Genomic DNA, 23,729 nt, shown 5'->3' on the forward strand with positions numbered 1-23,729 from the left:
ACTATGAAAAAGGTTAGAAAAGCGGTTATTCCTGCAGCAGGATTTGGTACGCGTTTTTTACCTGCTACAAAGGCACAGCCCAAAGAGATGTTGCCTATCGTAGATACACCTACGATTCAATACATTGTGCAAGAAGCCATAGATTCAGGTATTGAAGATATCCTGATTATTACAGGTCGTAATAAACGAGCGATCGAAGATCATTTTGATACTAGCGTAGAATTAGAACAGTTATTGCAACAGCAAGGGAAGCAACAACATTTAGAAATGGTACGTAATTTGGCGAATATAAAAGTTCATTACATTCGGCAAAAAACAGCTCGTGGGTTGGGTGATGCGATTTATTGTGCCAAAACATTTATTGGAGATGAACCGTTCGCAGTACTATTAGGCGATGATGTGGTGTATAATCCACAGCGACCATGTTTGCAACAACTCATCGATTGTCACTATGCCCATGATGGTGTGACAATTCTAGGTACACAGTTTGTAGCACCAGAAAAGGTGAGTTCCTATGGGATTGTATCGGGACAGGAAATTGAATCGAATGTGTATGAAGTTGCCGGTCTTGTAGAAAAGCCATCTTTTGAATATGCTCCATCTAACTTAGCTGTGTTAGGGCGCTATATATTAACGCCAGAAATTTTTGATGAGTTAGAGAAGACACCGCAAGGTGCAGGCAATGAAATTCAACTGACCGATGCGATTGCCAGACTTTCCTCTAGAGTGTTAGCCTATTCCTATGAAGGAGTGCGCTATGATATAGGAGATCGGCTAGGCTATTTAAAAGCAACTGTAGAATATGGATTGCGAAATCCGCAGTTGGCCGAGGCTTTCAAAAGCTATTTAGAAGATTTAGATATTGATTTTATTATGAATCATACATCATAAATGGATGCGTTTTCAGAACGGATGTTATGAGGTGAGAACCTTATAGCATCCGTTTTTGCATAACTATTCAGCACATGTTAAGGGTTTGTTGTGATAAATATCATAAGTACTTATATTTACTGGATTGTTAGGAGGTATATGATTGACCTCATATTGTGAAATATTTAATTAAATGTTAGAATATAGGAATAAACATAAGTATAATAAGTTAGAATTGATGAGGACTACATATGTCAACAAGATTAAACTGGAAACATTCCGAAATTAAAGAGAATCCACTATTTTCTAAGTTAAGAAGTACCATTGAAACTGCTTTTTATGGAAATAATGTAACACCTATAACGACAATTGCTCAAGCCTATGAGTTGGCTACTAAGGAACCAGGTGTCATTGTATTAGATATGCCTGTATATCGAGCGGAAGAGCAAGGGTTACCACAAGATGCAAAAGTGTTAGTCACAAATAATGGTAAAACAACTGGGCGCTATGCGAAAGCTCGTCGTATTATTGGCGATGAAGGTATTAATGAAGTAGAATTGTGTGATATTGCTCGTGAAGCAGTGTATGATAGCCGTCATAAGGAATGGATTTCTGCACAGGCCATTGTGGGATTAGATGAAGCTTTTACAGCACGTGCACATTTAATGATTCCCAAAGAACATGCTTCTATTTTATACTCTTGGGCTATTAACTTTCAGTTCTTTAATGAAGAGGTAAAAGCTTTCTATAAAGACAGTAAACAGTTGCCAGAGGGTGATATTTTTATTTATTCTGATCCAGATTATGTAGTAGAAGGACACCCGGGTGGACTGGCTATTTTTGATCCAGCTCATAATTGTGCCATGATTTTGGGGATGCGCTACTTTGGAGAGCATAAAAAGGGAACTCTTACATTGGGATGGTCCTTGGCAAATCGCTATGGCTATGTGGCATGCCACGGCGGTATGAAACGATATAATTTAAAAGATGGTTCATCCTATACGATTGGCGTGTTTGGTTTATCTGGATCTGGCAAATCTACGTTGACTCATGAGCAACATGAAGGGCGCTACGATATTTCTGTGCTGCATGATGATGCGTATATCATTCATACAGAAGATTTATCTTCTATTGCATTAGAACCAACTTATTTTGATAAAATGCAAGATTATCCAGTGGAACATCCTGCTAACAAATATTTGTTAACATTACAAAACGTGGGTGTTACATTAGATGAAGACGGCAATAAAGTTGTATTGGCAGAAGATGTTCGTAATAATAATGGTCGTGCCATCAAATCTCAATTCTGGACTGATAATCGTGTGAACTTTGTGAAAGATCCAGTGAATGCTATCGTATGGTTGATGAAAGATAAAACATTGCCGCCAATTTTAAAGGTTGATGATCCAATTTTAGCGGCGACTATGGGGGCTACATTAGCAACGCGTCGTTCGACAGCAGAAAAGTTAGATGACCATGTAGATCCGAATGCATTGGTTATTGAACCCTATGCAAACCCATTCCGTACCTACTCTTTGCGTACAGATTATGAAAGTTATAAAAAACTATTTACTCAATCTGGCGTAGATTGTTACATCATGAATACAGGATTCTTCTTGGATAAAAAGATTCCAAAAGAAGTTACATTAGGCTTGCTAGAGGGATTAGTTGAGGGTAGCCTTAACTTTGAACCTTTCTATAAATATGAAAACTTAGAATATGTAAAAGTAGAAGGGTTTGAACCAGACTTTACAGTTCGTGAATACCATCATATTTTGCATAAAGCATTTGAGTTCCGCTATGATTACATCGAAAAATTAAAAGGAACAAAAGATGAATTGCCAAATGAAGTGCTAGATGTATTGAAAATTCTTATGTAAGGGGAGAGTAGTTATGAATCAAAAGCTATCTTGGGGGGCTGTAGTATTTATTGGAACCATGTTATTCGGTATGTTCTTTGGCGCTGGAAATTTAATTTTTCCAGTTCATTTAGGACAAGAGGCAGGTAATGCATTGTGGCCTGCAACATTAGGCTTTTTAGCTACAGCTATAGGATTACCATTCCTAGGTATTGTAGCCATGGGTGTATCTCGTAGTAATGGTTTGCAAGACTTAGTAAGTCGTGTACATCCGACATATGGTAAAATTTTTACGTTATTATTGTATATTACGATTGGTCCTGCATTCGCAATCCCAAGAACAAGTACGGTATCCTATACCATAGGATTTGAGCCATTCCTTGGCGGTATAAATCCCGATCTTGCACTAGGTGTATTTTCTGCCGTGTTTTTCATTGTAGCTATTTTGTTCTCTTTGAACCCTGGTAAACTAATGACCTACATTGGTAAAGTGTTGACACCTTTATTCTTGGTGTTCTTAAGCATTTTATTGCTGACAGTAGTAATTATGCCAATGGGAGATTACAGTGCGGTTGTACCACAAGGAGAATATGCAACACATGCTTTCTTCAAAGGCTTTACAGAAGGCTATAATACTCTTGATGTATTGGCATCTTTAGCATTTGGTATCATCGTAATTCGTGCCTTACAAGGTGTGGGTGTAACAGAACCAAAAGATATTGCGATTGGTCTTGTAAAAGCTGGTTTCGTAGCTTGTTCTATTATGGCTGTAATTTATGGTTTCTTGGCTTACAGTGGTGCTACTAGTGTGACAACATTGGGTGTTGCTAAAAATGGTGGTATTACCATGGCACAAATGAATGCTTACTATTTTGGTAATACTGGGGCTATCTTATTGGCTATTATTGTTACTTTAGCATGTTTGAAAACTTGCGTAGGTTTGATTGGCGCTTGTGGCGAAACATTTGATGAAATGTTCCCTAATACATTAGGTTACCGTGGTTATGCGTATTTGACAACTGCAGTGGGTTTCTTAATTGCTAATGTAGGTTTGACAAAAATCATCGAATTGGCAATCCCTGTGTTGATGTTCTTATATCCATTGTCTATTACTATCATCTTGTTATCCTTTGCAGCACCTATGTTCAAAGGAAGACGAGCAGTCTATGCTTGGACAACAGCGTTTGCTTTATTTGCGGCATTAGGAGATGCCATGGCTACAGCTCCAGAAGTTATTAATACATCTGGATTTGTACAATGGGCGTTACCATACTATGGTATGCTTCCGTTTGCTTCTATCGGTATGGGATGGATTGTACCATCTATCATCGGCTTTGTACTTGGTTTAGTATACATTGCGATTGTTCCGAATAAAACAGATAGTGATATGTTTGCTAAATAATTAAGATAGCAAACAGAATATAGTTTGATAACTGTTAGCGACTAGGTCATGTTGATCTAGTCGCTTTTTATGTAGTGAACCTAAGAGATGATAATAGACTGAACTTTAAATTCTATAGAAAGTGGAATTTGACTATTTGCGAATACATACGTATATGGTATAATCTGTATATCTTTCCCATAGAAAGACTGTAGGAGGTGGCGCGATGCTACCATGTAGTATAGTAGAAAGGAGATTTTTATGTGGAAAAAAGGACTGGCCCTGTTGGTGGTCTGTCTGGTGGGGGTCTTGCTGTGGCATGAATCTTCACTAGAAGCACCAGGAGGAGGCAAGATGTATCGGGTTGGCATCTTGCAATTGGCGGAACATCCCGCATTAGATGCAGCGAATAAAGGTATTGTTGACGGTTTGCGTGAAGAGGGTTTTGAGGATAATGTCATTATCGACCATCAGAATGCTCAAGGTGATCAATCAAATTTAAACACCATTGCGCAACGATTTGTGGCTCGGAATTCAGATTTAGTAGTGGCTATTGCTACACCGGCGGTGCAGGCGATGGCGAATGCTACAAAGGATATACCGGTGTTAGGCACGGCTGTCACTAGCTATACAACGGCTCGTTTAGTAGATAGTGATGAACATCCAGGTGGTAATGTATCAGGTACAACAGACATGGTGCCTATGGAAAAACGAGTGGAATTAGTGCATCAATTGTTACCGAATGCAAAAAAAATCGGTACTATCTATTCATCAAGTGAAGTGAATTCACAATTACAAGCAGAGAGTTTTCGAAAAGAAGCTGAAAAATATGGTATGGAATTAGTGGAAATTACTGTATCCAATGTGAATGATGTGCCACAAGCAGCGAACCAATTAGCGATTATGGGCGTTGATGCAGTATATTTCCCTACAGATAATATTATTGCTTCTTCCTATGCGAATATAGTCACTATTTTTAGTGCGGCGAATTTACCAGTATTTCCATCTGATGATACATGGTTAAAAACAGGTGGATTAGCAGCGTATTCGGTAGACTTTTATAAATTAGGTGTTCAAACAGGTCATATGGCAGCACGTGTGCTACGTGGTGAAAGTACACCTGATAGTATGCCAATCGAAATGCAAAAACCGATTAAATTTGTGTTTAATCAAGATGAAGCGGATCGCTTACATATCTCAATTCCAGAAGAATTGAAACACCAGTAGTATAGTAGTAGGGGAAACTCTAAGTAGGAGGATATATGACAAACTTAATTATTAGCACTATTGCGCAAGGTCTATTATGGGCGTTGTTAGCATTGGGTGTATTTATTACTTTCAGAATATTAGACGTAGCAGATTTAACTGTAGAAGGTAGTTTTCCTATGGGAGCCGCTATTTCTGCAGTATTAATTACGATGGGTGTCAATCCATGGGTGACAGTGATCGTAGCAGGTATTGGTGGTATGATTGCCGGTGCTGTTACAGGATGGATTCATACAAAGTTAAAAATTCCCGCATTATTAGCCGGTATTTTAACAATGATTGCCTTGTACTCTGTAAACTTGCATATCATGGGAAAAGCTAATATTTCGCTTTTGCGTATGGATACGGTCTACTCTGTTATACATGGTGTGGGTATATCCAATGCAATGGCATTAACTATTATCGGTGTAGCTGTAACGATAGTAGTAGGGCTCTTCCTGTTCTGGTTCTTTGGCACTGAATTAGGTACATCCATTCGTGCTACTGGTGTGAATCCACAAATGATTCGTGCCCAAGGCGTGAATACAGATTCTATGATCGTTCTTGGCCTATTGCTATCTAATGGCTTTGTAGCAGTGTCTGGTGCATTAATTGCGCAATCCCAAGGGTTTGCGGATATTGGTATGGGGGTAGGAACTATTGTGATAGGCTTAGCCTCTGTTATCATCGGAGAAGTGTTATTCACCTCTTCTTCCATAGTTCGTAAACTGTTTGGTAATTCCTCATTCGTGTTGAGTTTAGTGGCTGTTGTATTTGGTTCTATTATTTACCGTATCGTAATTGCTACTGTGTTATACCTAGGTATGCCTCCAAATGATTTGAAATTATTCACTGCTATTTTAGTAGCCCTTGCTTTATCTTTACCAAAATGGCAAGGTAAATTTCGTCGTGGTTAAGGGAGGATATGCACATGTTAGAATTAAAAGGAATAGTGAAAGCTTTCCATAAAGGCACTGTGAATGAAAAAATTGCGCTTCGTGGCATTGATTTACGATTAGAAGATGGTGACTTCGTTACCGTTATCGGCGGTAATGGAGCCGGTAAAAGTACATTGTTAAACTCTATTGCAGGAGTATTTCCAGTGGATGAAGGAATATTGCGTATCAATGATGTAGATGTGACACATATGGCGGAATACAAACGAGCTAAATACATTGGACGTGTCTTCCAAGATCCTATGTTGGGCACAGCAGGGAATATGCAAATCGAGGAGAATATGCTTCTTGCCTTGCGCCGTGGAAAGAAAATGGGACTGAGCTGGGCTTTTAAAGAAAATGAACGAGAATTATTTAAGCAACAATTAGCGCGTCTAGGCTTAGGGTTAGAAAATCGTTTATCCTCTAGCATGGGATTGCTCAGTGGTGGACAACGTCAATCGATTACACTATTAATGGCTACTATGTTGAAGCCGGAAGTATTATTGTTAGATGAACATACAGCAGCGCTTGACCCTAAAACTGCTGAAAAAGTATTACAACTAACAGATGAACTGGTGAGAGAACATCATTTAACAACTTTGATGATTACTCACAATATGCGTGATGCTTTGCGCTTTGGTAATCGCTTAATCATGATGGATAATGGCAAAATTATTTATGATGTAAAAGGCGAAGAAAAAGCCAACTTAACCGTCCAAGATTTACTAGAACGCTTTGAAGTGGCTAGTGAAAATACCCTTAGCGATCGCATGATGCTAGGTTAAACTACTTTACTTTTTATCTGAAATATAGTAATATAGTTAGCGATGTATAATAACCTAGGCGAGGTAATTGAGTCTCCGCCCATTACTTTGGCCTATGGAAATGTAATTTTTAGGAGGACATGAAACATGTTAACTACAGAAGCTAAAGCAGCTATTATTAAAGAATTCGCTGTTCACGAAGGTGACACTGGATCCCCAGAAGTACAAATCGCGATTTTGACAAACCGCATTGTATACTTAACAGAACATTTAAAAGAGCACAAAAAAGATCATCATTCCCGTCGTGGTCTTTTAAAATTAGTTGGTCAACGTCGTAACATGCTTGACTACCTTCGTCGTAAAGACATCGAACGCTATCGTGCGATCTTAGAAAAATTAGGCTTACGTAAATAATCTTACGTATAACAAAAAGCGGCTTCGGCCGCTTTTTTTGTTTAGAACTTTCTGACAGATACATATAGATTGTAGGGCTATAGTATATGTAAGTTTTTTTTGGATAGTTTTGTCTATCAGTAGTATAAAATAAGTAATCTTATATTGAGTGTTATGATATAAGCATTCACAGGGGGTCATTAAGGTGTATAGATTGATAGTCGTAGTTATATAGTAGCTACATCGACTAAGAAATGATTTACAATGTTAACTATTGATGATATCCTAATAAGGAATCTTAAGGTTTGTTTTATAGTAAGAAGGGAAGTACAGATGAAACAAGTAAGACCAAATAATATACTAGGGTATATGGTTAAGAGTAAGGTGTCCTATACTATGTTCTTATCGATGATTGCATTAGCTATGAGTGGGCAAAATAGCTACGCAGTGAATGCGCAAGATATGGAAGAAACGGTGATCTTGCCAGATGTAACGGTAACAGCTACAAGAACATTACAAGATATTTCAAAAACACCTAGTTCGGTGTCTGTGGTGACAGCGAAGGATATTGAAAATCGCAAGGTGGATACGGTGGCGGATGCTATACAATTGTTGCCAGGGGTGTATAAAAGTCAAGCCTCTGCGGGTGATATTCAAATTCGCGGATTTGACTCTAAAAATATCTCCGTGCTTGTGGATGGTGTGCCGATGAATAATTCTTTCAATAATAAAGTGGATTGGGAAGTGATTCCTGTACACTCTATTGATCGTATTGAATTAGTGCGTGGCGCTAGTTCCTCTTTATATGGTGGTAAGGGTGTTGCAGGTGTGATCAGCATCAAAACGAAACAAGTGGCACCAAAAGCTGACCGCAAGGAGATTCGTTGGCACGGTAAGGTGAATGGTGGTACCTATGGTACATGGAATAATGAACTTGGATTTGATGCTCGTGTGTCTGATCAGGTAGCCATAGGTGTATCTGCAGAAGAGCGTCGTACAAATGGGTTCCCAGGATTTTTTGTGACAGACAAAAGCAAAGCAATTACTAGTAAGGTAAAAGCGATTACACCAGATATGCCGTTGGAATTATTGAAAAGTGGTAAATATGTGTTAGGGAATCGTGGAGATAAATCTCTCCATAATAAAAATCTTTCAGCGTATGTGACGATGAACTTAGGTAAAAAAGAAACGTTAACCTATCGCTATACTTATGCTAATCATAAGTACTCTTACCACAATCCAATTAGTGCGGTTACAGTAAATGGAAAGACCGTTTTTACAGGGGATATCAAGGTTAGTGATAAAAAATATGTATCTCTTAATGGCAATAGTTTCTTAGGTCATGATGCAGAGCGAGAATATCATTCTCATAGTTTGCAATATAAAAATGAAGCGAACAAATTACAGATTTCCTTGGGCTATTTAGATAAAAAGAAAGATGGCTATTCTGTGCCAACAAAAGCAACTTCAGGAGATTATGAAGGATCAGGTTCTCACTCCTTCTATCCAGGCAAAGCGTACAATCTAGATGTGCAAAAAGCATGGAAACCAGAAGGTAAACATCAGATTGTGGGGGGATTCAACTGGAAACAAGAGCAATTTGATCAAGAGAAAATTTCCTTGCAACATTGGCGTGATAAAAACTCTAAGGACAGCACGCTGTTCCCGAATGGTGTTAGCGAAACCAATACAGGGGCATCTCGCACGATGGCAGCCTTTGTACAAGATACGTATCGCCCTAACGATGATTGGGCTATTTATGCCGGACTTCGTTTAGATCATTTTAAAAAGTACGATGGGTCCCACGGGGAGTACAATAAGAAAACAAAGTCTTACGATGTCGTACATCATAATGATGGATCTTACACGGAGTTGAGTCCTAAGTTGTCCGTAGAAAGATATCTTGATGATTCTACCAACGTCTATGCATCCTATGGCCATTCCTTTGCACCGCCAACATTGTACCAAGTGTACCGCTTTGGTCAAACATCTAAAACTCCTATTTATGCAAATCCAGAGTTAGATCCAGAACATTCCGATACCTTTGAACTTGGTTTGAAAAAATCTTGGAATGAAAGTACAAAATTAAACGTAGCCGCTTTTTATGTAAATACAAAGGATAAAATTCAATATGTGACATTTAAAAAAGCAGATGGCACTGAGGATTACAAAAAATATATCAATGTAGGATCAGAAACACGCCGTGGTGTAGAATTAGAACTTCGTCACAAGCTGTCTAACAAATGGTCTGTCTTCGGAAACTATACATGGCAAATGGGATATACAGAAAGCAAAGCGTTGGCCAATACAGATCAAAGTGATGGAAAAGAACAAAACTTTGAGATTCCAAGACACCTATTCCATGGTGGTTTTGAATACAATAGTGGCAAGTGGAATGCCTTGTGGGATATGCAATACGTTAGTGCCCGCCAAGGTAAAGATACTGCCGGTGGTGAGCCAGAGGCAGAAGATGCGTACTTCTTAACAAATGCTTCTATAAATTACAAAGTATCCAAAGAAGCTACTTTGCAAATCGGCGTGCAAAACCTATTCAATCGTGAATATTACGCTAGAGAAGCAACAGGTGGCCGTACATACAATGTAGGTATGAAATTTAAATTCTAATATAGAAATCTATAAAATGAGACGTTCATTGTATGAATGTCTCATTTTTCATAATAAGTTTTTAAAGGGTATATGTTCATAAGTATAAGATATAGAAAAGGGTGAATATCATAATATTAAGTGTAAACATAACTAACATTCATTATATGATGACTTTCAATGACGAAAATCAGTGCTATACTATAAAATAGGGAATTTTATTTTTTATAGTAAAGGGGCGTACGTATGAAAACAAAAACAAGTAAGGCACAATTAGTATTATTGTCCATGATTTTGTCTGCTATGACGAGTCAAGCGGTACAGGCAGTGGATACTTCTGCAGCAGAGGAAACTGTTATGTTGCCAACAGTAACAGTGACAGCTACACGGACGATGGAAGACATTGCTAAAACACCTAGCTCAGTATCTGTAGTGACACAAAAAGATATTGAAGCCAAGCGGGTGGATACTGTAGCAGATGCGTTACAACTATTACCAGGGGTATACAAAAGTCAAGTTGGGAATGGTGGTTTGCAAATTCGTGGCTTTGGTTCTACTAATATATTAGTATTGCTCAATGGTGTACCAATGAACAATACTTTTAATAATGGCGTAGATTGGGAAGCTATTCCAGTACATACGATTGATCGTATTGAATTGGTGCGAGGTGCTAGTTCCTCACTTTATGGTGGTAGAGGTGTAGCCGGTGTTATTAGCATTCAAACAAAACAAGTAGCACCTAAAGAATCTGTACAAGATATTCATTGGCATGGACAAATAGGACATAGCTCCCATGGCACATGGAATAATGAATTAGGATTTGATGCGCGCGTATCTGATCGTGTATCTGTAGGCGTTTCTGCAGAACAACGTAGGACAGGTGGATTTCCAGGGTTCTTTATCGTAGGAGGCGCATACGAGTTAGAAGCAGGTGATAAAACAATTACTCCAGATGCTCCTATTCCGCAAACAAAGGATGGTGACTATTTATTAGGTAGTCGTGGAGATAAAGCTTTCAATAATAAAAACTTGTCTGCTTATGCTACTGTGAAATTGAGAGATAAGGAATCCCTAACATATTCTTATTTATATACTAATAACACATATGTGTATAAGAATCCTATGAGTACAATTACAGAAAAGGGGAAACCTGTATTTGCTGGTATTGTAAAAGTAAATGACAATGAGGGAGTAGAACTTAAAACATATAGATATCTAGGGTATGATGGATTACGGGAATATCATTCTCATGGTTTACAATATAAAAATGACGCTAATAAAATACAGGCTTCCTTCAGTGTATTAGACCGTAAGAAAGATGGATTCTCTAGTCCTGCCAATCCGACTACATCAGACTATAGTGGACCAGGAGATGACTCTTTCTATCCTGGAAAAACAATTAATTTTGATGCTCAAAAAATATGGGAAAATATTGGGAAACATAGCATCGTGGCTGGCCTTAACTGGAAACAAGAAAGTTTTGATCAAAAACGCAGAGACTTAACCAATTGGCGAGACCATAGTTCTCATGATTCTACGACGTATCCAGATGGGGTTTATGAAGTGAATAAAGGGGCTACTCGGAATGTAGCGTTATTCTTACAAGATACATATCGTCCAAATGATGATTGGGCTGTGTATACGGGACTTCGTGTGGATCAATTCAAAAAATTTGATGGTCAGCATATTACATATGATGAAGCTAAGAAACAATATGATACAGTACAACATGGAGAAGGTAAATATACAGAGTGGAGCCCTAAAGTTGGTGTAGAACATTATGTAACAGACTCTTTAAATGTATATGCATCCTATGGACACTCCTTTAATCCACCGCCATTAAATCAAGTTTATCGTTATAGTGGTGCTGTGAAAGCGAACCCAGATTTAAATCCAGAAAAGTCAGATACTTTTGAAGTTGGATTGAAAAAATCTTGGGATACGAAGACTACATTGGGGATAACAGGGTTCTATGTAAGAACAAAGGACAAAGTGAAATATGTAACATATTATAAACCTAATAAAAAGGTTGATTACAAGATGTATAGCAATGTAGATTCAGAAACCCGTCGTGGTGTGGAAGTAGAACTTCGCCATCAATTGTCTCCAGCTTGGTCTGTGTTTGGAAATTATACGTGGCAAACAGGACGTATCAACCATAATGTGATTTCACAAACCAATACGAAAGCATATGAAGAAACTATATTTGATATTCCAAAACATATCTTCCATGCTGGGATTGAGTATAACAGTGCTAAATGGAATGCTCTATGGGATACACAATATATTAGCCATCGTCAATCTTTAGACGAAGTGACAGGGCAGTATGGAGCAGCAGATAGTTATGTTATCTCGAATCTCTCCGTGAATTATAAAGTATCCAAAGAAGCGACAATCCAACTTGGAGTACAAAATGTATTTGATCGCATTTTCTTTGATGATGAAGCCACAGCAGGTCGCACTTACTCAGCAAGTATGAAATTCAAATTCTAATACAATATAATATTAACAGCATGAGACGTTCCGACGAGGGGCGTCTCATTTTATTGTCTACTAGATGTTGTATGACCAATTGGAATAGCGCTACCATAGGCAATGTCTCTTACCAATGGTATACTAAAGAGGATATAAAGATAATCATAGTAGAGTTCTAAGTGATTCGTAAGGGGAGTATGTATGAATTATAAGCGAAATGTACTAGCAGGACTTGTTATGGCATGTTTGAGCACTGTACCATTTGTATATGGAGCGTCGGTAGAGGTAGACTTTCAACAGGTTGTGACGCAACCGGAGCGCATTGAGGTGAACACAGCGGGGCGAGCTTTGGCAATGCGCAAATACCATGAGGTGCTCAACTATCCAGAGGGACTGCATATTAAGGTGAATGGTGTAGGCTATGACACGGAACAACAGAAGCATCATAATGTAACGGGTATTTACGTATTGGACGGTACGAAGTTAACCGTCCACAAGGGATTGCAAGTAGAATTAAGTAATGCTCACCCCTATGACCAAGCGGATGAAATGGCTCATTATTACATGAGTGGCATCTACGCAGGCTTTGGGCGTAAACAGATTGATGACCCTAAGTATGATACACAAGTTGTTGTTCACGGCCCTACTGTAATTCATGCCGTTGGAAATGGTGTACAGGCCAATAAAGATAGTTATGTTACATTAGATGGTCCTGTTACAATAGAAACGGTTCCGTTTCAACAGGCAGATGTGTATGCGGCTATAGTAGAAGAGGGCAGCATTGGAATTGGTACTGGACAATTAGCTGACACATATACGGCGACCTCTTTGGAGATGGGTACGGTATCCACCACTCCAGTAACTGTACAAGTGACCGGCAACTTAGGTGTGTTAAATAAAAATTATGGATTGAACCCTAATCCAGGTCGTCATGGGTCGTTCATTGACTTGCATTTGGAAACAGCTGATTCTACATGGACTGGTGGAGCTTTAAATGAATTTGCTGAAAGTGAAAACAATCCGTATAACTCAGGTGTTGTATTGCGACTAGCGAATCAGGGAACATGGCATAACCAGTGGCTAGGTGCGAAACGCCACCGAGCGGACCATGAAGAGTTACTAAGAAAGACTGGAAAAGGATATACGTTCACAGGCAGTCATATTCAAACTTTAATTGGTGGTGATACCCAAGAAACAGCTGGCATCATTTACCAAGAAGATGAGAATCCAATTTATGTAGATACAGTAAAAGGCTATATTAAAATTGTGGATAACCGCCAAAACACTAGTCATAAGGCGCCACTCATTATTGTGAAAAGAAATGAAGGAAAACTTCTCTTTCTCAAATAAGAAGAATAAAATCATGTTTTAATCAAGAAAAGCTTGCGTAGTATAAGTCATCTAGAGTATAATTGTATGGAAGTATTAGTACTTGGTAATAAAAGGTGGTTATATGAGTCGTAATAAGAAGGAAGAACGGCAACAGTTATTGCGCGAAAAACTGAATATTAGCCCCTTCACGACAGATGAGGAATTGGCCACATTTTTCAGTGTTAGTGTTCCTACCATACGATTGGATCGACTGGCCTTAGGAATTCCTGAATTGCGTGAACGGATTAAGGCGATGGCACAGGAACACACAGACGACCGACATCATATTGATCGATCAGATATTGTAGGCGATGTCATCGATTTATCGGTAGGACAGTATGGCATTAGTGTTCTTAGAACTACGAAGGACATGTTAGATCGTTCTGGTTACGTGGAAGCACAATATCTGTATGCTCAAGCTAACTCTTTGGCAAGAGCGATTGTAGGAGTTCCTACGGTGATTGCTGGAGTAGGCAATATCAAATATAAAAGCCTCGTTAAGAGTGATGTTAATTTGGCGGCGAAAGCTGAGTTAGTGCGACAACGCGGAGAAAAGTTCTTTATTAAAGTAACAATCAAAGATAACATAAAAGAAGTGTTTCGCGCTAAATTCATTATGGAATCTGTGATAGAATAAAGGTGAACCATGAAGATTGCAGTAGATGCTATGGGTGGCGACTTTGCCCCTCTGGAAATAGTATTAGGCTCTATTGCCGCTGTGCACGAATATAAAAATATGGAAGTCGTGCTTGTCGGTGATGAAAGTAAAATAAAAGAAATATTAGAAGATACTGGTGAATTGGATAATCCTAGAATTGCTATACATCACGCTAGTGAAGTAATCGAAATGCATGAGCATCCAAGTATTGCATTGCGCAAAAAGAAAGATGCTTCTATTGCAGTGGCAACAAAATTAGTTCGTGACAATATTTGTGATGCAGTCATTGCACCTGGCAGTACAGGAGCAGCAGTAGCAGCAGCTTTGCTAGGGTTGGGACGCATCAAAGGAATCGAAAGACCGTGTATTGCTACACCATTACCAACAGCGAATGGTGTAACCATTATGCTAGATTCTGGTGCGAATGCAAACAGTAAACCAAAACATTTGGTACAAGGTGCCATTATGGGATATAATTACGCACAATTGTTGTTGGGAAAAGCAAACCCTACGGTAGGCCTACTCAACATTGGGGAAGAGTCTACGAAAGGCAATGAAGTTGTTCTAGAAACATATCCACTATTACAACAGTTAAAAACAATTCCTTTCAAAGGAAATGTGGAAGGCCGTGATATTCCGAAAGGGACGGTGGATGTTGTAGTATGTGACGGCTTTGTAGGCAATGTAGTGCTTAAATTTGCAGAGGGACTTGTGTCTGTAGTACAAGAAATCCTGAAAGCAGGTATCAAGCAAAGCAGTATTATATCTAAACTGGGGGCACTATTAATTGTTCCAGTGTTTAAAAAGATAAAAAAACGTCTAGATCACACAGAAAATGGTGGAGCGCCACTATTAGGGGTAAATGGTGTATTTATTATTTGCCACGGCAGTTCAAAGTCAAAAGAAATTATGACAGCTATTAAAATTGCTGGTGATTTAGTGGAACGGAAATTAATTGATCATATTTCCTCAAGTATTCAAGAAGAAGGGACCCTAACTTATGACAATGCTGAATAAGCCAGTCGGAATTATTGGTACCGGTAGTTATGTGCCAGAAAAAGTATTAACAAATGCCGATTTAGAAAAAATGGTGGATACCAGCGATGCTTGGATTCAAGAACGTACAGGTATTAAAGAACGCCGTATTGCTCCTGAAGGTGTAAATGCATCGGATATGGCTACAGAAGCGGCAAAAAAAGCCTTAGAAGCGGCAAATTTGACGGCAGAAGATTTGGATTGTATCATCGTGGCAACCTTAACAGGTGACATGGCAATCCCTTCTACAGCGTGCTTAGTACAGGCTAACCTAGGTGCCAAAAATGCGGCAGCCTTTGATTTGTCCGCAGCTTGCTCTGGGTATGTATACTCTATGATTACAGCTAGCACGTACATCAATGCAGGGTTATTTAAGAATGTCCTTGTAGTAGGTGTAGAGGTATTATCTCGCGTTGTAAACTGGGAAGACCGCAATACTTGTGTACTATTTGGTGATGGCGCAGGGGCATGCATCGTGTCTTCTGTAGAAGAAGGCTATGGTATGCTCGGTATGGATATGGGTGCGGATGGCACAGGCGGTATGCATTTATGCATTCCATCTGGTGGTACTGCATTGCCAGCTACAAACGAGCGTCGTGAAGAAGGCTTGACATTTGTCCACATGAATGGACAAGAGGTATATAAATTTGCTGTGAAAACAATGGGAAAAACAGTGTTGAAAGCCCTAGAAATGGCAAATATGGAATTAGATGAGTTAGATTTCTTTATCCCTCATCAAGCGAATACTCGTATTATTTCATCTGCAGCGGATCGTTTGCGCTTGACAGAAGATAAAGTATTTATTAATTTACCTAAGTATGGAAACACATCAGCAGCATCCATTGCCATAGCTTTAGATGAAGCAGTGCGTGCAGGAAAATTACAAAAGGGTGATAATCTTGCCGTTGCTGGATTTGGTGCAGGATTAACTTGGGCAAGTCTAGTAATGAAATGGTGCTAAGGAGGACAAGATGATTAAGACTGATATTTGTGATTTATTAGGGATAGAGTATCCCGTTCTTCAAGGTGGTATGGCTTGGTTGGGTACAGCTGAATTAGCAGCTGCTGTATCTGAAGCAGGCGGGTTGGGAATTATTGGGGCAGGTCATATGCCTCCAGATGTATTCCGTGCAGAAATCCATAAGTTGAAAGAGCGCACAAGCAAACCATATGGATGTAACATTATGTTGATGTCTCCATTTGTGAATGAAGTTATGGAAGTTGCTTTAGAAGAACGTGTACCGGTGATTACAACTGGGGCAGGTAATCCATCTACATGGGTACCGGCTTTCAAAGAAATCGGTACAAAAGTAATTCCTGTAGTGGCATCTGTATTATTAGCAAAACGTTTGCTTCGTGGTGGTATTGATGCAGTCATTGCAGAAGGTACTGAATCTGGTGGCCACGTAGGGGATATTACGACTATGTGTTTAATTCCTCAAATCGTTGATGCAGTGGACGTACCTGTTATTGCCGCTGGTGGTATTGCTGATGGTCGCGGTATGGCGGCAGCCTTAGCATTGGGTGCTAGTGCAGTTCAAATGGGTTCTCGTTTCGTAGTATCTGAAGAATGTATTGCCCATGAGAATTATAAAGAAGCTGTATTGAAAGCAAAAGATCGTTCTACAGTGATGACAGGCTTGACAACAGGTCACCCAGTTCGTATTATTGAGAACTTATTAGCTCGTAAATATCAATCCCTTGAGTTCAGCGGAGCACCAAAAGAAGCTCTTGAAAACCTAGGTGCTGGTACACTTAGAAAAGCGGCTATTGAAGGGGAAACTAAAAATGGTTCCGTTATGATTGGACAAATCGCAGGTATGTTAACTGATATTAAACCTTGCGCTACAATCATTCAAGATATCGTTCGTGAAGCAGAAGAGGTTATGTTAAATCTTAAATCTGTTATCCGATAAGTAGGAGGAAACCTTATGAAAACAGCATTTGTATTCCCTGGACAAGGGTCTCAAAAAGTTGGTATGTTAAAAGATTTATATGAAGCATACCCTATTGTTAGAGAACGTTTTGCTCAAGCAGATGAAGCATTGGGGTATTCCATTTCACAATTATGTTTTGAAGGTCCAGATACGGAATTAGTAAAAACAGCAAATACACAACCGGCTATTTTAACAGCTAGTGTAGCATGTTATGAAATTTTAAAAGAAAAAGGCTTTACACCGGATATCGTAGGTGGTCATAGTCTTGGTGAATATAGTGCTTTAGTAGCAGCAGGTGTTCTTGATTTTAAAGATGCTGTCTACGTAGTACATAAACGTGGTGAATACATGCAAGAAGCTGTGCCATTGGGTGAAGGCGCAATGGCTGCGATTCTAGCATTACCTCGTGAAGAAGTAGTTCGTATCTGCGGAGAAGTGAACGATACGGTAGGATCTGTACAAGCAGTTAACTTTAACTGCCCAGGGCAAATTGTAATTGCTGGTGCTACAAAAGCCGTAGAAGTGGCAGCTGAAAAAATGAAAGAAGCAGGTGCTAAGCGTGCTGTTATGTTACCAGTTAGTGCGCCTTTCCATAGTCGTTTGATGGAACCAGCTGCAAAACGCTTACAAGAAGAGTTAGATAAGATTGAAGTGAAAGATGCACAAATTCCGGTAGTAGCAAATATTTCTGGAGAAATCCTAAAAGATGGTGCTACTATTAAAGAAGCATTAGTAACACAGGCTGCAGCACCAGTACTTTGGGAAGATTGTGTAGCTACAATGGTAGACTTTGGTGTAACTCGATTTGTAGAAGTAGGCCCTGGCAAAGTATTGACAGGTTTCACTAAAAAAATTAACAAAGCAATGGAATTGGCAAATGTTGAAGATGAAGCATCCTTAGCAGCGGCGATTGCATTCTTACAAGGAGAATAAGATGAATTTAACAGGTAAAGTAGCCTTAGTAACAGGCGCATCTCGTGGTATTGGTCAAGCGGCTGCTATTGAACTAGCAAAAGCTGGCGCTGATATTATCGTTAACTTTATTGGAAATGAAGCAGTGGCACAAGAAACTGTGGAAGCCATTGAAGCATTAGGCCGTAAAGCGATTAAAATCAAAGCGAATGTAGGCGATGCAGATGATGTACAAGCTATGGTAGATGAAGCACATGCTACATTCGGTCATATCGATATCCTCGTAAACAATGCAGGTATCACTCGTGATGGTCTTTTAATTCGCATGAAAGATTCTGATTGGGATGAAGTGCTTAACATCAACTTAAAAGGTGTGTACTTAGTGACTAAAGCTGTGGCTAAATTAATGGTAAAACAACGTGCTGGTCGCATTATCAATATGACATCTGTATCTGGTGTGACAGGTAATGTGGGTCAGGCCAATTACGCCGCTGCCAAAGCAGGGGTGATTGGCTTCACTAAAACATGTGCTAAAGAATTAGCTGCTCGTGGTATTACTGTGAATGCAATAGCACCAGGATTTATTGAAACAGCTATGACAGATGTATTACCTGAAAAAATCAAAGAAGGTATTGCAGCAACTGTGCCACTAGGCCGTATGGGTCAACCAGAAGAAATTGCTGGTGTGGTAACATTTTTAGCGTCCGACTTTGCAAGTTATATTACTGGCCAAGTTCTCAATGTAGACGGCGGAATGGTGATGTAAAAGCAAGATTCTATACATAGATTACGTGAAAGGAGGTGTACGTAATGAGCACATTTGACAAAGTAAAAGCTATTGTTGTTGAACAATTGGGCGTTGACGAATCCGAAGTGGCTATCGATTCCACTTTCATCGATGATTTGGGCGCTGACTCTCTTGACATCGTTGAATTGATCATGGCATTTGAAGAGGAATTCAATATTGAAATCCCTGATGATGTTGCTGAAAAAATCAAAACTGTAAAAGATACAGTTGATTACATCGATTCTACAAAATAAGTCTTAGCACTTATGCACCACTCTAGGGGGCTACGCCCCCTTGGTGGCTTTGCACATAGGAGGAATTATAGTGAAACTCCCTGAACTTAGAATAGGGAAATTGGTAGCCAAAGTACCAGTAATTCAAGGTGGAATGGCAATCCGATTGTCTACAGCTCGCTTGGCTGCAGCCGTTGCAAATGAAGGTGGTATCGGCCTGATTGCAGCATCTGGCATGCCTTTTGATGAATTACGATACGAAATACAATTAGCAAGAAAATTATCGCCTACGGGCATTATTGGTATAAATGCAATGGTAGCCGCTACAGAGTTTTTAGGCCTTGTAAAAACGGCCATTGAAGAGGGGATTGACCTCGTAGTAGCTGGCGCTGGATTCTCCAGAGATATGTTTGCCTTAGGTCGCGAATCAGGTACGCCGATTGTACCTATCGTATCTACGCCTAAATTAGCGCGTATTTCTGAAGGATTGGGAGCTTCTGCAGTCATTGTAGAAGGCTGTGAAGCAGGTGGCCATCTAGGTACAGATCGATCTTCTCGTGAATTAGTACCAGAGGTGGTAGCGGCTGTTAAGAATATTCCAGTCATTGGAGCTGGTGGTGTTCTTGATGGAGCAGATATTGTTGAAATGATTAAATTAGGTGCTAGCGGAGTACAAATGGGAAGCCGTTTTGCAGCTAGTGTAGAGTGTAATGCTTCGGATGAGTTGAAAAAAATGTACGTCCGTGCAGACGCGCCAGAAGATATCGTTTTAATCCAAAGTCCAGTAGGACTTCCAGGACAAGCCTTGCGCAATAAGTTTGCAGAAACAGTATTAGACGGCACAGTGCCGCCACCAACAGAATGTCATCGATGCCTTAAGCATTGTTCACACAAATTCTGTATTATAAAAGCCCTTTCACGTGCCCAACAAGGTGACGTAGAAACAGGTTTGGTATTCTCAGGTAATAATATGCGTAAAGTAGATTCCATATTACCTGTTAAAGACATTTTTGCGCGCCTCATTTCTGAAGCGGCATCCATTGATTAAACGAGATTATAAAGAGGTGTAATGATGGAAAGACGTGTTGTTATTACTGGTTTAGGTGCAGTAACACCTGTGGGAATCGGTAAAGATGACTTTTACAATGCTTTATTACGTGGAGAATCTGGTATCGGGTCTATCACTCGATTCGATGCAAGTGATTATGCAACTCGAATTGCAGGTGAAATCAAAGATTTCGACCCTACACAATTTGGTATCGATAAAAAAGAAGCTCGCCGTATGGACCGTTCTTCTGCATTTGCTATTGCAGCAGCATTCTTAGCACAAAAAGATGCAGATTTAGATTTAGACAAAGAAGATTTAGATCGTTGTGGAACAGTAGTTGGTACTGGTATTGGCGGTATTGACTCTATTCACGATGTATATGTTACATTATTTGAAAAAGGCCCAGGTCGTGTGAGTCCATTTGCAGTACCAATGATGATTGCTAACATGGTATCTGGTCGTGTATCTATTCAATTGGGATTACGTGGACCAGTTGAAACAGTCGTGACTGCATGTACATCTGGTACTAATGCAATCGGTGAAGCATTCCGTATGATTGCTCATGGTCAAGCAGATGTGATGTTTGCTGGTGGTACAGAAGCAGCTGTATCTCCTGCCGCAGTAGCTGGCTTTGCATCTATGAAAGCTATGTCTACTCGTAATGATGAGCCAACAAAAGCGTCTCGTCCATTTGCAGCAGATCGTGATGGATTTGTAATGGGTGAAGGTTCTGGTATCATTGTATTAGAAGAGCTAGAACATGCAAAAGCACGCGGTGCCCATATCTACGCAGAAGTAGTTGGTTATGGAACGAATGGTGATGCATATCATATTTCTTCTCCAGCACCAGGTGGTACACAAGCTCGTAAATGTATGGAATTAGCATTGAACGATGCAGGTATTGCTCCTGAGCAAGTAGATTATATCAATGCTCATGGTACATCTACATCCATTAATGATGCGAATGAAACATTGGCGATTAAACAATTATTTGGGGACCATGCTAAAAAATTAGCTGTCAACTCTACAAAATCTATGACAGGTCACTTATTAGGGGCTGCTGGTGCCATCGAAGCAATTGTTATGGCAATGGCTATTGAAACTGGTAAAGTACATCCAACAATTAACTTGGACACTCCAGATCCAGAATTAGACTTAGATTATGTATCTGATGGAGCACGTGATATGAAAGTGGATGTAGCACTTTCTAACTCCTTTGGCTTTGGTGGTCACAACGGTACTATCGTTGTTCGTCGTTATGAGGCATAATTGTGAAAGCTTCTATGCATAACAAAGTATCTCGCCAGGCTCGTGAAGGATTACTTCACGAGTTTGTTGCGAGTTTACATTTACCATTACAAAATATGGATGTGTTAAATCGAGCATTGACACATTCTTCGTATGCCAATGAGCATAAGCTATCTCATGAGCATCATAATGAACGATTAGAGTTTTTAGGGGATGCTGTATTAGATCTTATCATTGGAGAGTATTTATTTGTTACATATCCAGAAATGACTGAGGGTGAACTGACCCGTTTAAAAGCTTGCACCGTATGTGAGGGATCACTAGCAGGTTGCAGTCGTACCTTGCAACTAGGCTCCTATTTACGCTTAGGTAAAGGAGAATTTCACTGTGGAGGTGCGAATCGTGACTCTATCTTAGCGGATACCTTTGAGGCAGTCTTGGGGGCTATCTATTTAGAGTGTGGATATGAAGTGGGAAAACAGTTCGTATTGAGTCATTTGCATGGATATATCCAAATGGCGCTTTCAGGAAAAGTAGGTAAAGATTTTAAAACGATGCTTCAAGAGCTGGTGCAACAAAAGGGTGAATCTGTCATCCAGTACCGAGTGATTGAGGAAACGGGACCAGACCACGATAAATTCTTTACTATGGAAGTTGTTATCGATGGAGTTCCATCCGGCATAGGTTCTGGACGCAATAAGAAAACAGCGGCTCAAGCAGCAGCGCGTGAAGCCTATGAAAAACGTATACAATAATAAGGATTGAGGGGTGGGAAACCACTCCTTTTTCTATTCTACTGGTAGGATAGAATGTATTCTCATGGTACAATAGATAGGTATATATATAGATACTACACTTGGTAGAGGAGGCATGTATGAGGAAAGTAAATAAAGAGAAAACTAGATTACTTCCATTTTTTATCCCTCATATTGGATGCCCCTATATTTGTGTATTTTGTAATCAACCACGTATATCTGGACATCAAGAGATGGTAACGCCTGCAATCATTCGTTCTTCCATACAAAGAGCTGTATCAGAACAAGGATATAGTGGACAATGGGAAGTGGCCTACTTTGGTGGAAGCTTTACGGCTATACCACAAGAAGTACAAGATACATTATTGGAACCTGCTAAAGAAGCATTTCAACAGGGATTAATTCAAGGAATACGCTTGTCTACTCGGCCTGATGCTATCAGAGAAGACCGATTGAAAGAACTCTATGCGAGTGGTGTACGGACCATTGAATTAGGGGTACAAACATTAGAGGAGTCTATGCTTGTAGAATCTAAACGAGGGCATACGGTAGAAGATGTTGAACAAGCGTGTAAGATGATACGTGAACAAGAGATAACCTTGGGTATACAATTACTTCCAGGTTTACCTGGCGAAACATGGATGACACTAGTTAATACGGCGGTGAAAGCCGGTCAATTGCAGGCTGACTTATGTCGCATTTATCCTGTGATTGTTATTGAAGATACCGAACTAGCTGATCGCGTTCGTCAAGGCAGTTATGTACCATTAACAATAGAACAAGCGGTGGCGTATAGTGCTTTTTTAAAATCCTATTTAGAAGGTAAAGGTGTACAGATTATACGTGTGGGATTACAAAGTACAGAAGATTTTGATGCTGGGCGTGGTATTGTAGGTGGTCCTTATGCTCCTGCCTTTGGAGAATTGGTAGTCAATTATGAATGGCTTCAAGCTATCCAGCAAACCATAGAAGAACATCTAGAAATATTCGGTGTGGCACATCGAATCACAGTGGAGTATCCACGGGCTTTCACATCGAAAGTACGAGGGTTGAAGAATAGAAATATAGAGTACTTTGGACAGGAATATAAACAGATAGAATGGACTTGGAAACAAAAGCAAGAAGATATTGTTGCTAATGTATTGCATGTCATGATAGATCATATACTATATAGCTTGCCTCTTTAAATAGAGGATACCGGGCATATAACAATGGA

At 39.6% G+C, this 23,729-nt stretch carries 21 protein-coding genes; all 21 read left to right on the plus strand.

Annotation, left to right across the window (positions count from 1 at the left end):
- Window positions 1-3 precede the first annotated feature (3 nt).
- The 21 genes from galU to EO115_RS06425 all read left to right on the plus strand — a co-directional run bounded on the left by galU (window position 4) and on the right by EO115_RS06425 (window position 23,700).
- Complete coding sequence (gene galU / locus EO115_RS06325) at window positions 4-891, plus strand: UTP--glucose-1-phosphate uridylyltransferase GalU (protein ID WP_126938122.1); 888 nt, start codon at window positions 4-6, stop codon at window positions 889-891.
- Window positions 892-1,121: 230 nt separating this feature from the next.
- Window positions 1,122-2,750 (plus strand): phosphoenolpyruvate carboxykinase (ATP), encoded by a 1,629-nt coding sequence (locus EO115_RS06330; protein WP_126938123.1) that lies wholly within the window; start codon window positions 1,122-1,124, stop codon window positions 2,748-2,750.
- A 13-nt stretch (window positions 2,751-2,763) separates the two neighbouring features.
- Window positions 2,764-4,131: a branched-chain amino acid transport system II carrier protein gene (brnQ, locus tag EO115_RS06335; protein ID WP_126938124.1), complete on the plus strand. Its 1,368-nt coding sequence runs from the start codon at window positions 2,764-2,766 to the stop codon at window positions 4,129-4,131.
- A 240-nt stretch (window positions 4,132-4,371) separates the two neighbouring features.
- Complete coding sequence (locus EO115_RS06340) at window positions 4,372-5,337, plus strand: ABC transporter substrate-binding protein (RefSeq protein WP_126938125.1); 966 nt, start codon at window positions 4,372-4,374, stop codon at window positions 5,335-5,337.
- A 35-nt stretch (window positions 5,338-5,372) separates the two neighbouring features.
- A complete protein-coding gene (locus tag EO115_RS06345; protein ID WP_126938126.1) occupies window positions 5,373-6,272 on the plus strand; it encodes an ABC transporter permease in 900 nt (299 codons plus the stop codon).
- A gap of 14 nt (window positions 6,273-6,286) precedes the next feature.
- Window positions 6,287-7,078: an ABC transporter ATP-binding protein gene (locus EO115_RS06350; protein ID WP_126938127.1), complete on the plus strand. Its 792-nt coding sequence runs from the start codon at window positions 6,287-6,289 to the stop codon at window positions 7,076-7,078.
- A 126-nt stretch (window positions 7,079-7,204) separates the two neighbouring features.
- Complete coding sequence (gene rpsO / locus EO115_RS06355) at window positions 7,205-7,471, plus strand: 30S ribosomal protein S15 (RefSeq protein ID WP_009353572.1); 267 nt, start codon at window positions 7,205-7,207, stop codon at window positions 7,469-7,471.
- Window positions 7,472-7,783: 312 nt separating this feature from the next.
- Complete coding sequence (locus EO115_RS06360) at window positions 7,784-10,075, plus strand: TonB-dependent receptor (RefSeq protein ID WP_240628980.1); 2,292 nt, start codon at window positions 7,784-7,786, stop codon at window positions 10,073-10,075.
- 225 nt (window positions 10,076-10,300) lie between these two features.
- Window positions 10,301-12,547 carry a TonB-dependent receptor gene (locus tag EO115_RS06365; RefSeq protein ID WP_126938128.1) on the plus strand — a complete coding sequence of 749 codons (2,247 nt, stop codon included), beginning with the start codon at window positions 10,301-10,303 and terminating at the stop codon, window positions 12,545-12,547.
- 183 nt (window positions 12,548-12,730) lie between these two features.
- Window positions 12,731-13,879 carry a hypothetical protein gene (locus EO115_RS06370; protein ID WP_126938129.1) on the plus strand — a complete coding sequence of 383 codons (1,149 nt, stop codon included), beginning with the start codon at window positions 12,731-12,733 and terminating at the stop codon, window positions 13,877-13,879.
- A 103-nt stretch (window positions 13,880-13,982) separates the two neighbouring features.
- A complete protein-coding gene (fapR, locus tag EO115_RS06375) occupies window positions 13,983-14,537 on the plus strand; it encodes a transcription factor FapR (protein WP_126938130.1) in 555 nt (184 codons plus the stop codon).
- A gap of 9 nt (window positions 14,538-14,546) precedes the next feature.
- The gene (gene plsX / locus EO115_RS06380; protein WP_126938131.1) at window positions 14,547-15,575 is read left to right on the plus strand and encodes a phosphate acyltransferase PlsX; all 1,029 of its coding nucleotides are present in this window, start codon (window positions 14,547-14,549) and stop codon (window positions 15,573-15,575) included.
- The gene (locus tag EO115_RS06385; protein ID WP_126938132.1) at window positions 15,559-16,554 is read left to right on the plus strand and encodes a beta-ketoacyl-ACP synthase III; all 996 of its coding nucleotides are present in this window, start codon (window positions 15,559-15,561) and stop codon (window positions 16,552-16,554) included. The genes plsX and EO115_RS06385 overlap by 17 nt, the downstream gene beginning before the upstream one ends.
- 10 nt (window positions 16,555-16,564) lie before the next feature.
- On the plus strand, window positions 16,565-17,509 hold the full coding sequence (gene fabK / locus EO115_RS06390) for an enoyl-[acyl-carrier-protein] reductase FabK (protein ID WP_126938133.1): 945 nt from the start codon (window positions 16,565-16,567) through the stop codon (window positions 17,507-17,509).
- Between the two features lie 15 nt (window positions 17,510-17,524).
- On the plus strand, window positions 17,525-18,463 hold the full coding sequence (gene fabD, locus EO115_RS06395; protein WP_126938134.1) for an ACP S-malonyltransferase: 939 nt from the start codon (window positions 17,525-17,527) through the stop codon (window positions 18,461-18,463).
- A 1-nt stretch (window position 18,464) separates the two neighbouring features.
- Window positions 18,465-19,208, plus strand: coding sequence for a 3-oxoacyl-[acyl-carrier-protein] reductase (fabG, locus tag EO115_RS06400; protein ID WP_126938135.1), 744 nt, complete (start codon window positions 18,465-18,467; stop codon window positions 19,206-19,208).
- Between the two features lie 44 nt (window positions 19,209-19,252).
- A complete protein-coding gene (locus tag EO115_RS06405) occupies window positions 19,253-19,483 on the plus strand; it encodes an acyl carrier protein (RefSeq protein WP_009353552.1) in 231 nt (76 codons plus the stop codon).
- A 70-nt stretch (window positions 19,484-19,553) separates the two neighbouring features.
- The gene (locus EO115_RS06410) at window positions 19,554-20,510 is read left to right on the plus strand and encodes a nitronate monooxygenase family protein (protein WP_126938136.1); all 957 of its coding nucleotides are present in this window, start codon (window positions 19,554-19,556) and stop codon (window positions 20,508-20,510) included.
- A 24-nt stretch (window positions 20,511-20,534) separates the two neighbouring features.
- A complete protein-coding gene (gene fabF, locus EO115_RS06415) occupies window positions 20,535-21,779 on the plus strand; it encodes a beta-ketoacyl-ACP synthase II (RefSeq protein ID WP_126938162.1) in 1,245 nt (414 codons plus the stop codon).
- Window positions 21,779-22,513, plus strand: a complete 735-nt coding sequence (rnc, locus tag EO115_RS06420; protein ID WP_371413263.1) for a ribonuclease III — start codon at window positions 21,779-21,781, stop codon at window positions 22,511-22,513. Before fabF ends, rnc begins: the two co-directional genes overlap by 1 nt.
- 119 nt (window positions 22,514-22,632) lie before the next feature.
- Window positions 22,633-23,700, plus strand: coding sequence for an elongator complex protein 3 (locus EO115_RS06425; protein ID WP_126938137.1), 1,068 nt, complete (start codon window positions 22,633-22,635; stop codon window positions 23,698-23,700).
- The last annotated feature ends 29 nt before the right edge of the window (window positions 23,701-23,729 follow it).

It is taken from the genome of Veillonella sp. CHU740 (assembly GCF_003992055.1).
Classification (GTDB): Bacteria; Bacillota; Negativicutes; order Veillonellales; family Veillonellaceae; genus F0422.

What these genes read in the sequence shown, in the direction of transcription:
- fapR (WP_126938130.1), top strand. Translation starts at nt 13,983, where the DNA reads ATGAGTCGTAATAAGAAGGAAGAACGGCAACAGTTATTGCGCGAAAAA.
- plsX (WP_126938131.1), top strand. Translation starts at nt 14,547, where the DNA reads ATGAAGATTGCAGTAGATGCTATGGGTGGCGACTTTGCCCCTCTGGAA.
- brnQ (WP_126938124.1), top strand. Translation starts at nt 2,764, where the DNA reads ATGAATCAAAAGCTATCTTGGGGGGCTGTAGTATTTATTGGAACCATG.
- fabK (WP_126938133.1), top strand. Translation starts at nt 16,565, where the DNA reads ATGATTAAGACTGATATTTGTGATTTATTAGGGATAGAGTATCCCGTT.
- fabD (WP_126938134.1), top strand. Translation starts at nt 17,525, where the DNA reads ATGAAAACAGCATTTGTATTCCCTGGACAAGGGTCTCAAAAAGTTGGT.
- EO115_RS06385 (WP_126938132.1), top strand. Translation starts at nt 15,559, where the DNA reads ATGACAATGCTGAATAAGCCAGTCGGAATTATTGGTACCGGTAGTTAT.
- EO115_RS06370 (WP_126938129.1), top strand. Translation starts at nt 12,731, where the DNA reads ATGAATTATAAGCGAAATGTACTAGCAGGACTTGTTATGGCATGTTTG.
- EO115_RS06345 (WP_126938126.1), top strand. Translation starts at nt 5,373, where the DNA reads ATGACAAACTTAATTATTAGCACTATTGCGCAAGGTCTATTATGGGCG.
- EO115_RS06365 (WP_126938128.1), top strand. Translation starts at nt 10,301, where the DNA reads ATGAAAACAAAAACAAGTAAGGCACAATTAGTATTATTGTCCATGATT.
- rpsO (WP_009353572.1), top strand. Translation starts at nt 7,205, where the DNA reads ATGTTAACTACAGAAGCTAAAGCAGCTATTATTAAAGAATTCGCTGTT.
- EO115_RS06360 (WP_240628980.1), top strand. Translation starts at nt 7,784, where the DNA reads ATGAAACAAGTAAGACCAAATAATATACTAGGGTATATGGTTAAGAGT.
- EO115_RS06340 (WP_126938125.1), top strand. Translation starts at nt 4,372, where the DNA reads ATGTGGAAAAAAGGACTGGCCCTGTTGGTGGTCTGTCTGGTGGGGGTC.
- EO115_RS06405 (WP_009353552.1), top strand. Translation starts at nt 19,253, where the DNA reads ATGAGCACATTTGACAAAGTAAAAGCTATTGTTGTTGAACAATTGGGC.
- EO115_RS06350 (WP_126938127.1), top strand. Translation starts at nt 6,287, where the DNA reads ATGTTAGAATTAAAAGGAATAGTGAAAGCTTTCCATAAAGGCACTGTG.
- galU (WP_126938122.1), top strand. Translation starts at nt 4, where the DNA reads ATGAAAAAGGTTAGAAAAGCGGTTATTCCTGCAGCAGGATTTGGTACG.
- fabG (WP_126938135.1), top strand. Translation starts at nt 18,465, where the DNA reads ATGAATTTAACAGGTAAAGTAGCCTTAGTAACAGGCGCATCTCGTGGT.
- EO115_RS06330 (WP_126938123.1), top strand. Translation starts at nt 1,122, where the DNA reads ATGTCAACAAGATTAAACTGGAAACATTCCGAAATTAAAGAGAATCCA.
- fabF (WP_126938162.1), top strand. Translation starts at nt 20,535, where the DNA reads ATGGAAAGACGTGTTGTTATTACTGGTTTAGGTGCAGTAACACCTGTG.
- EO115_RS06425 (WP_126938137.1), top strand. Translation starts at nt 22,633, where the DNA reads ATGAGGAAAGTAAATAAAGAGAAAACTAGATTACTTCCATTTTTTATC.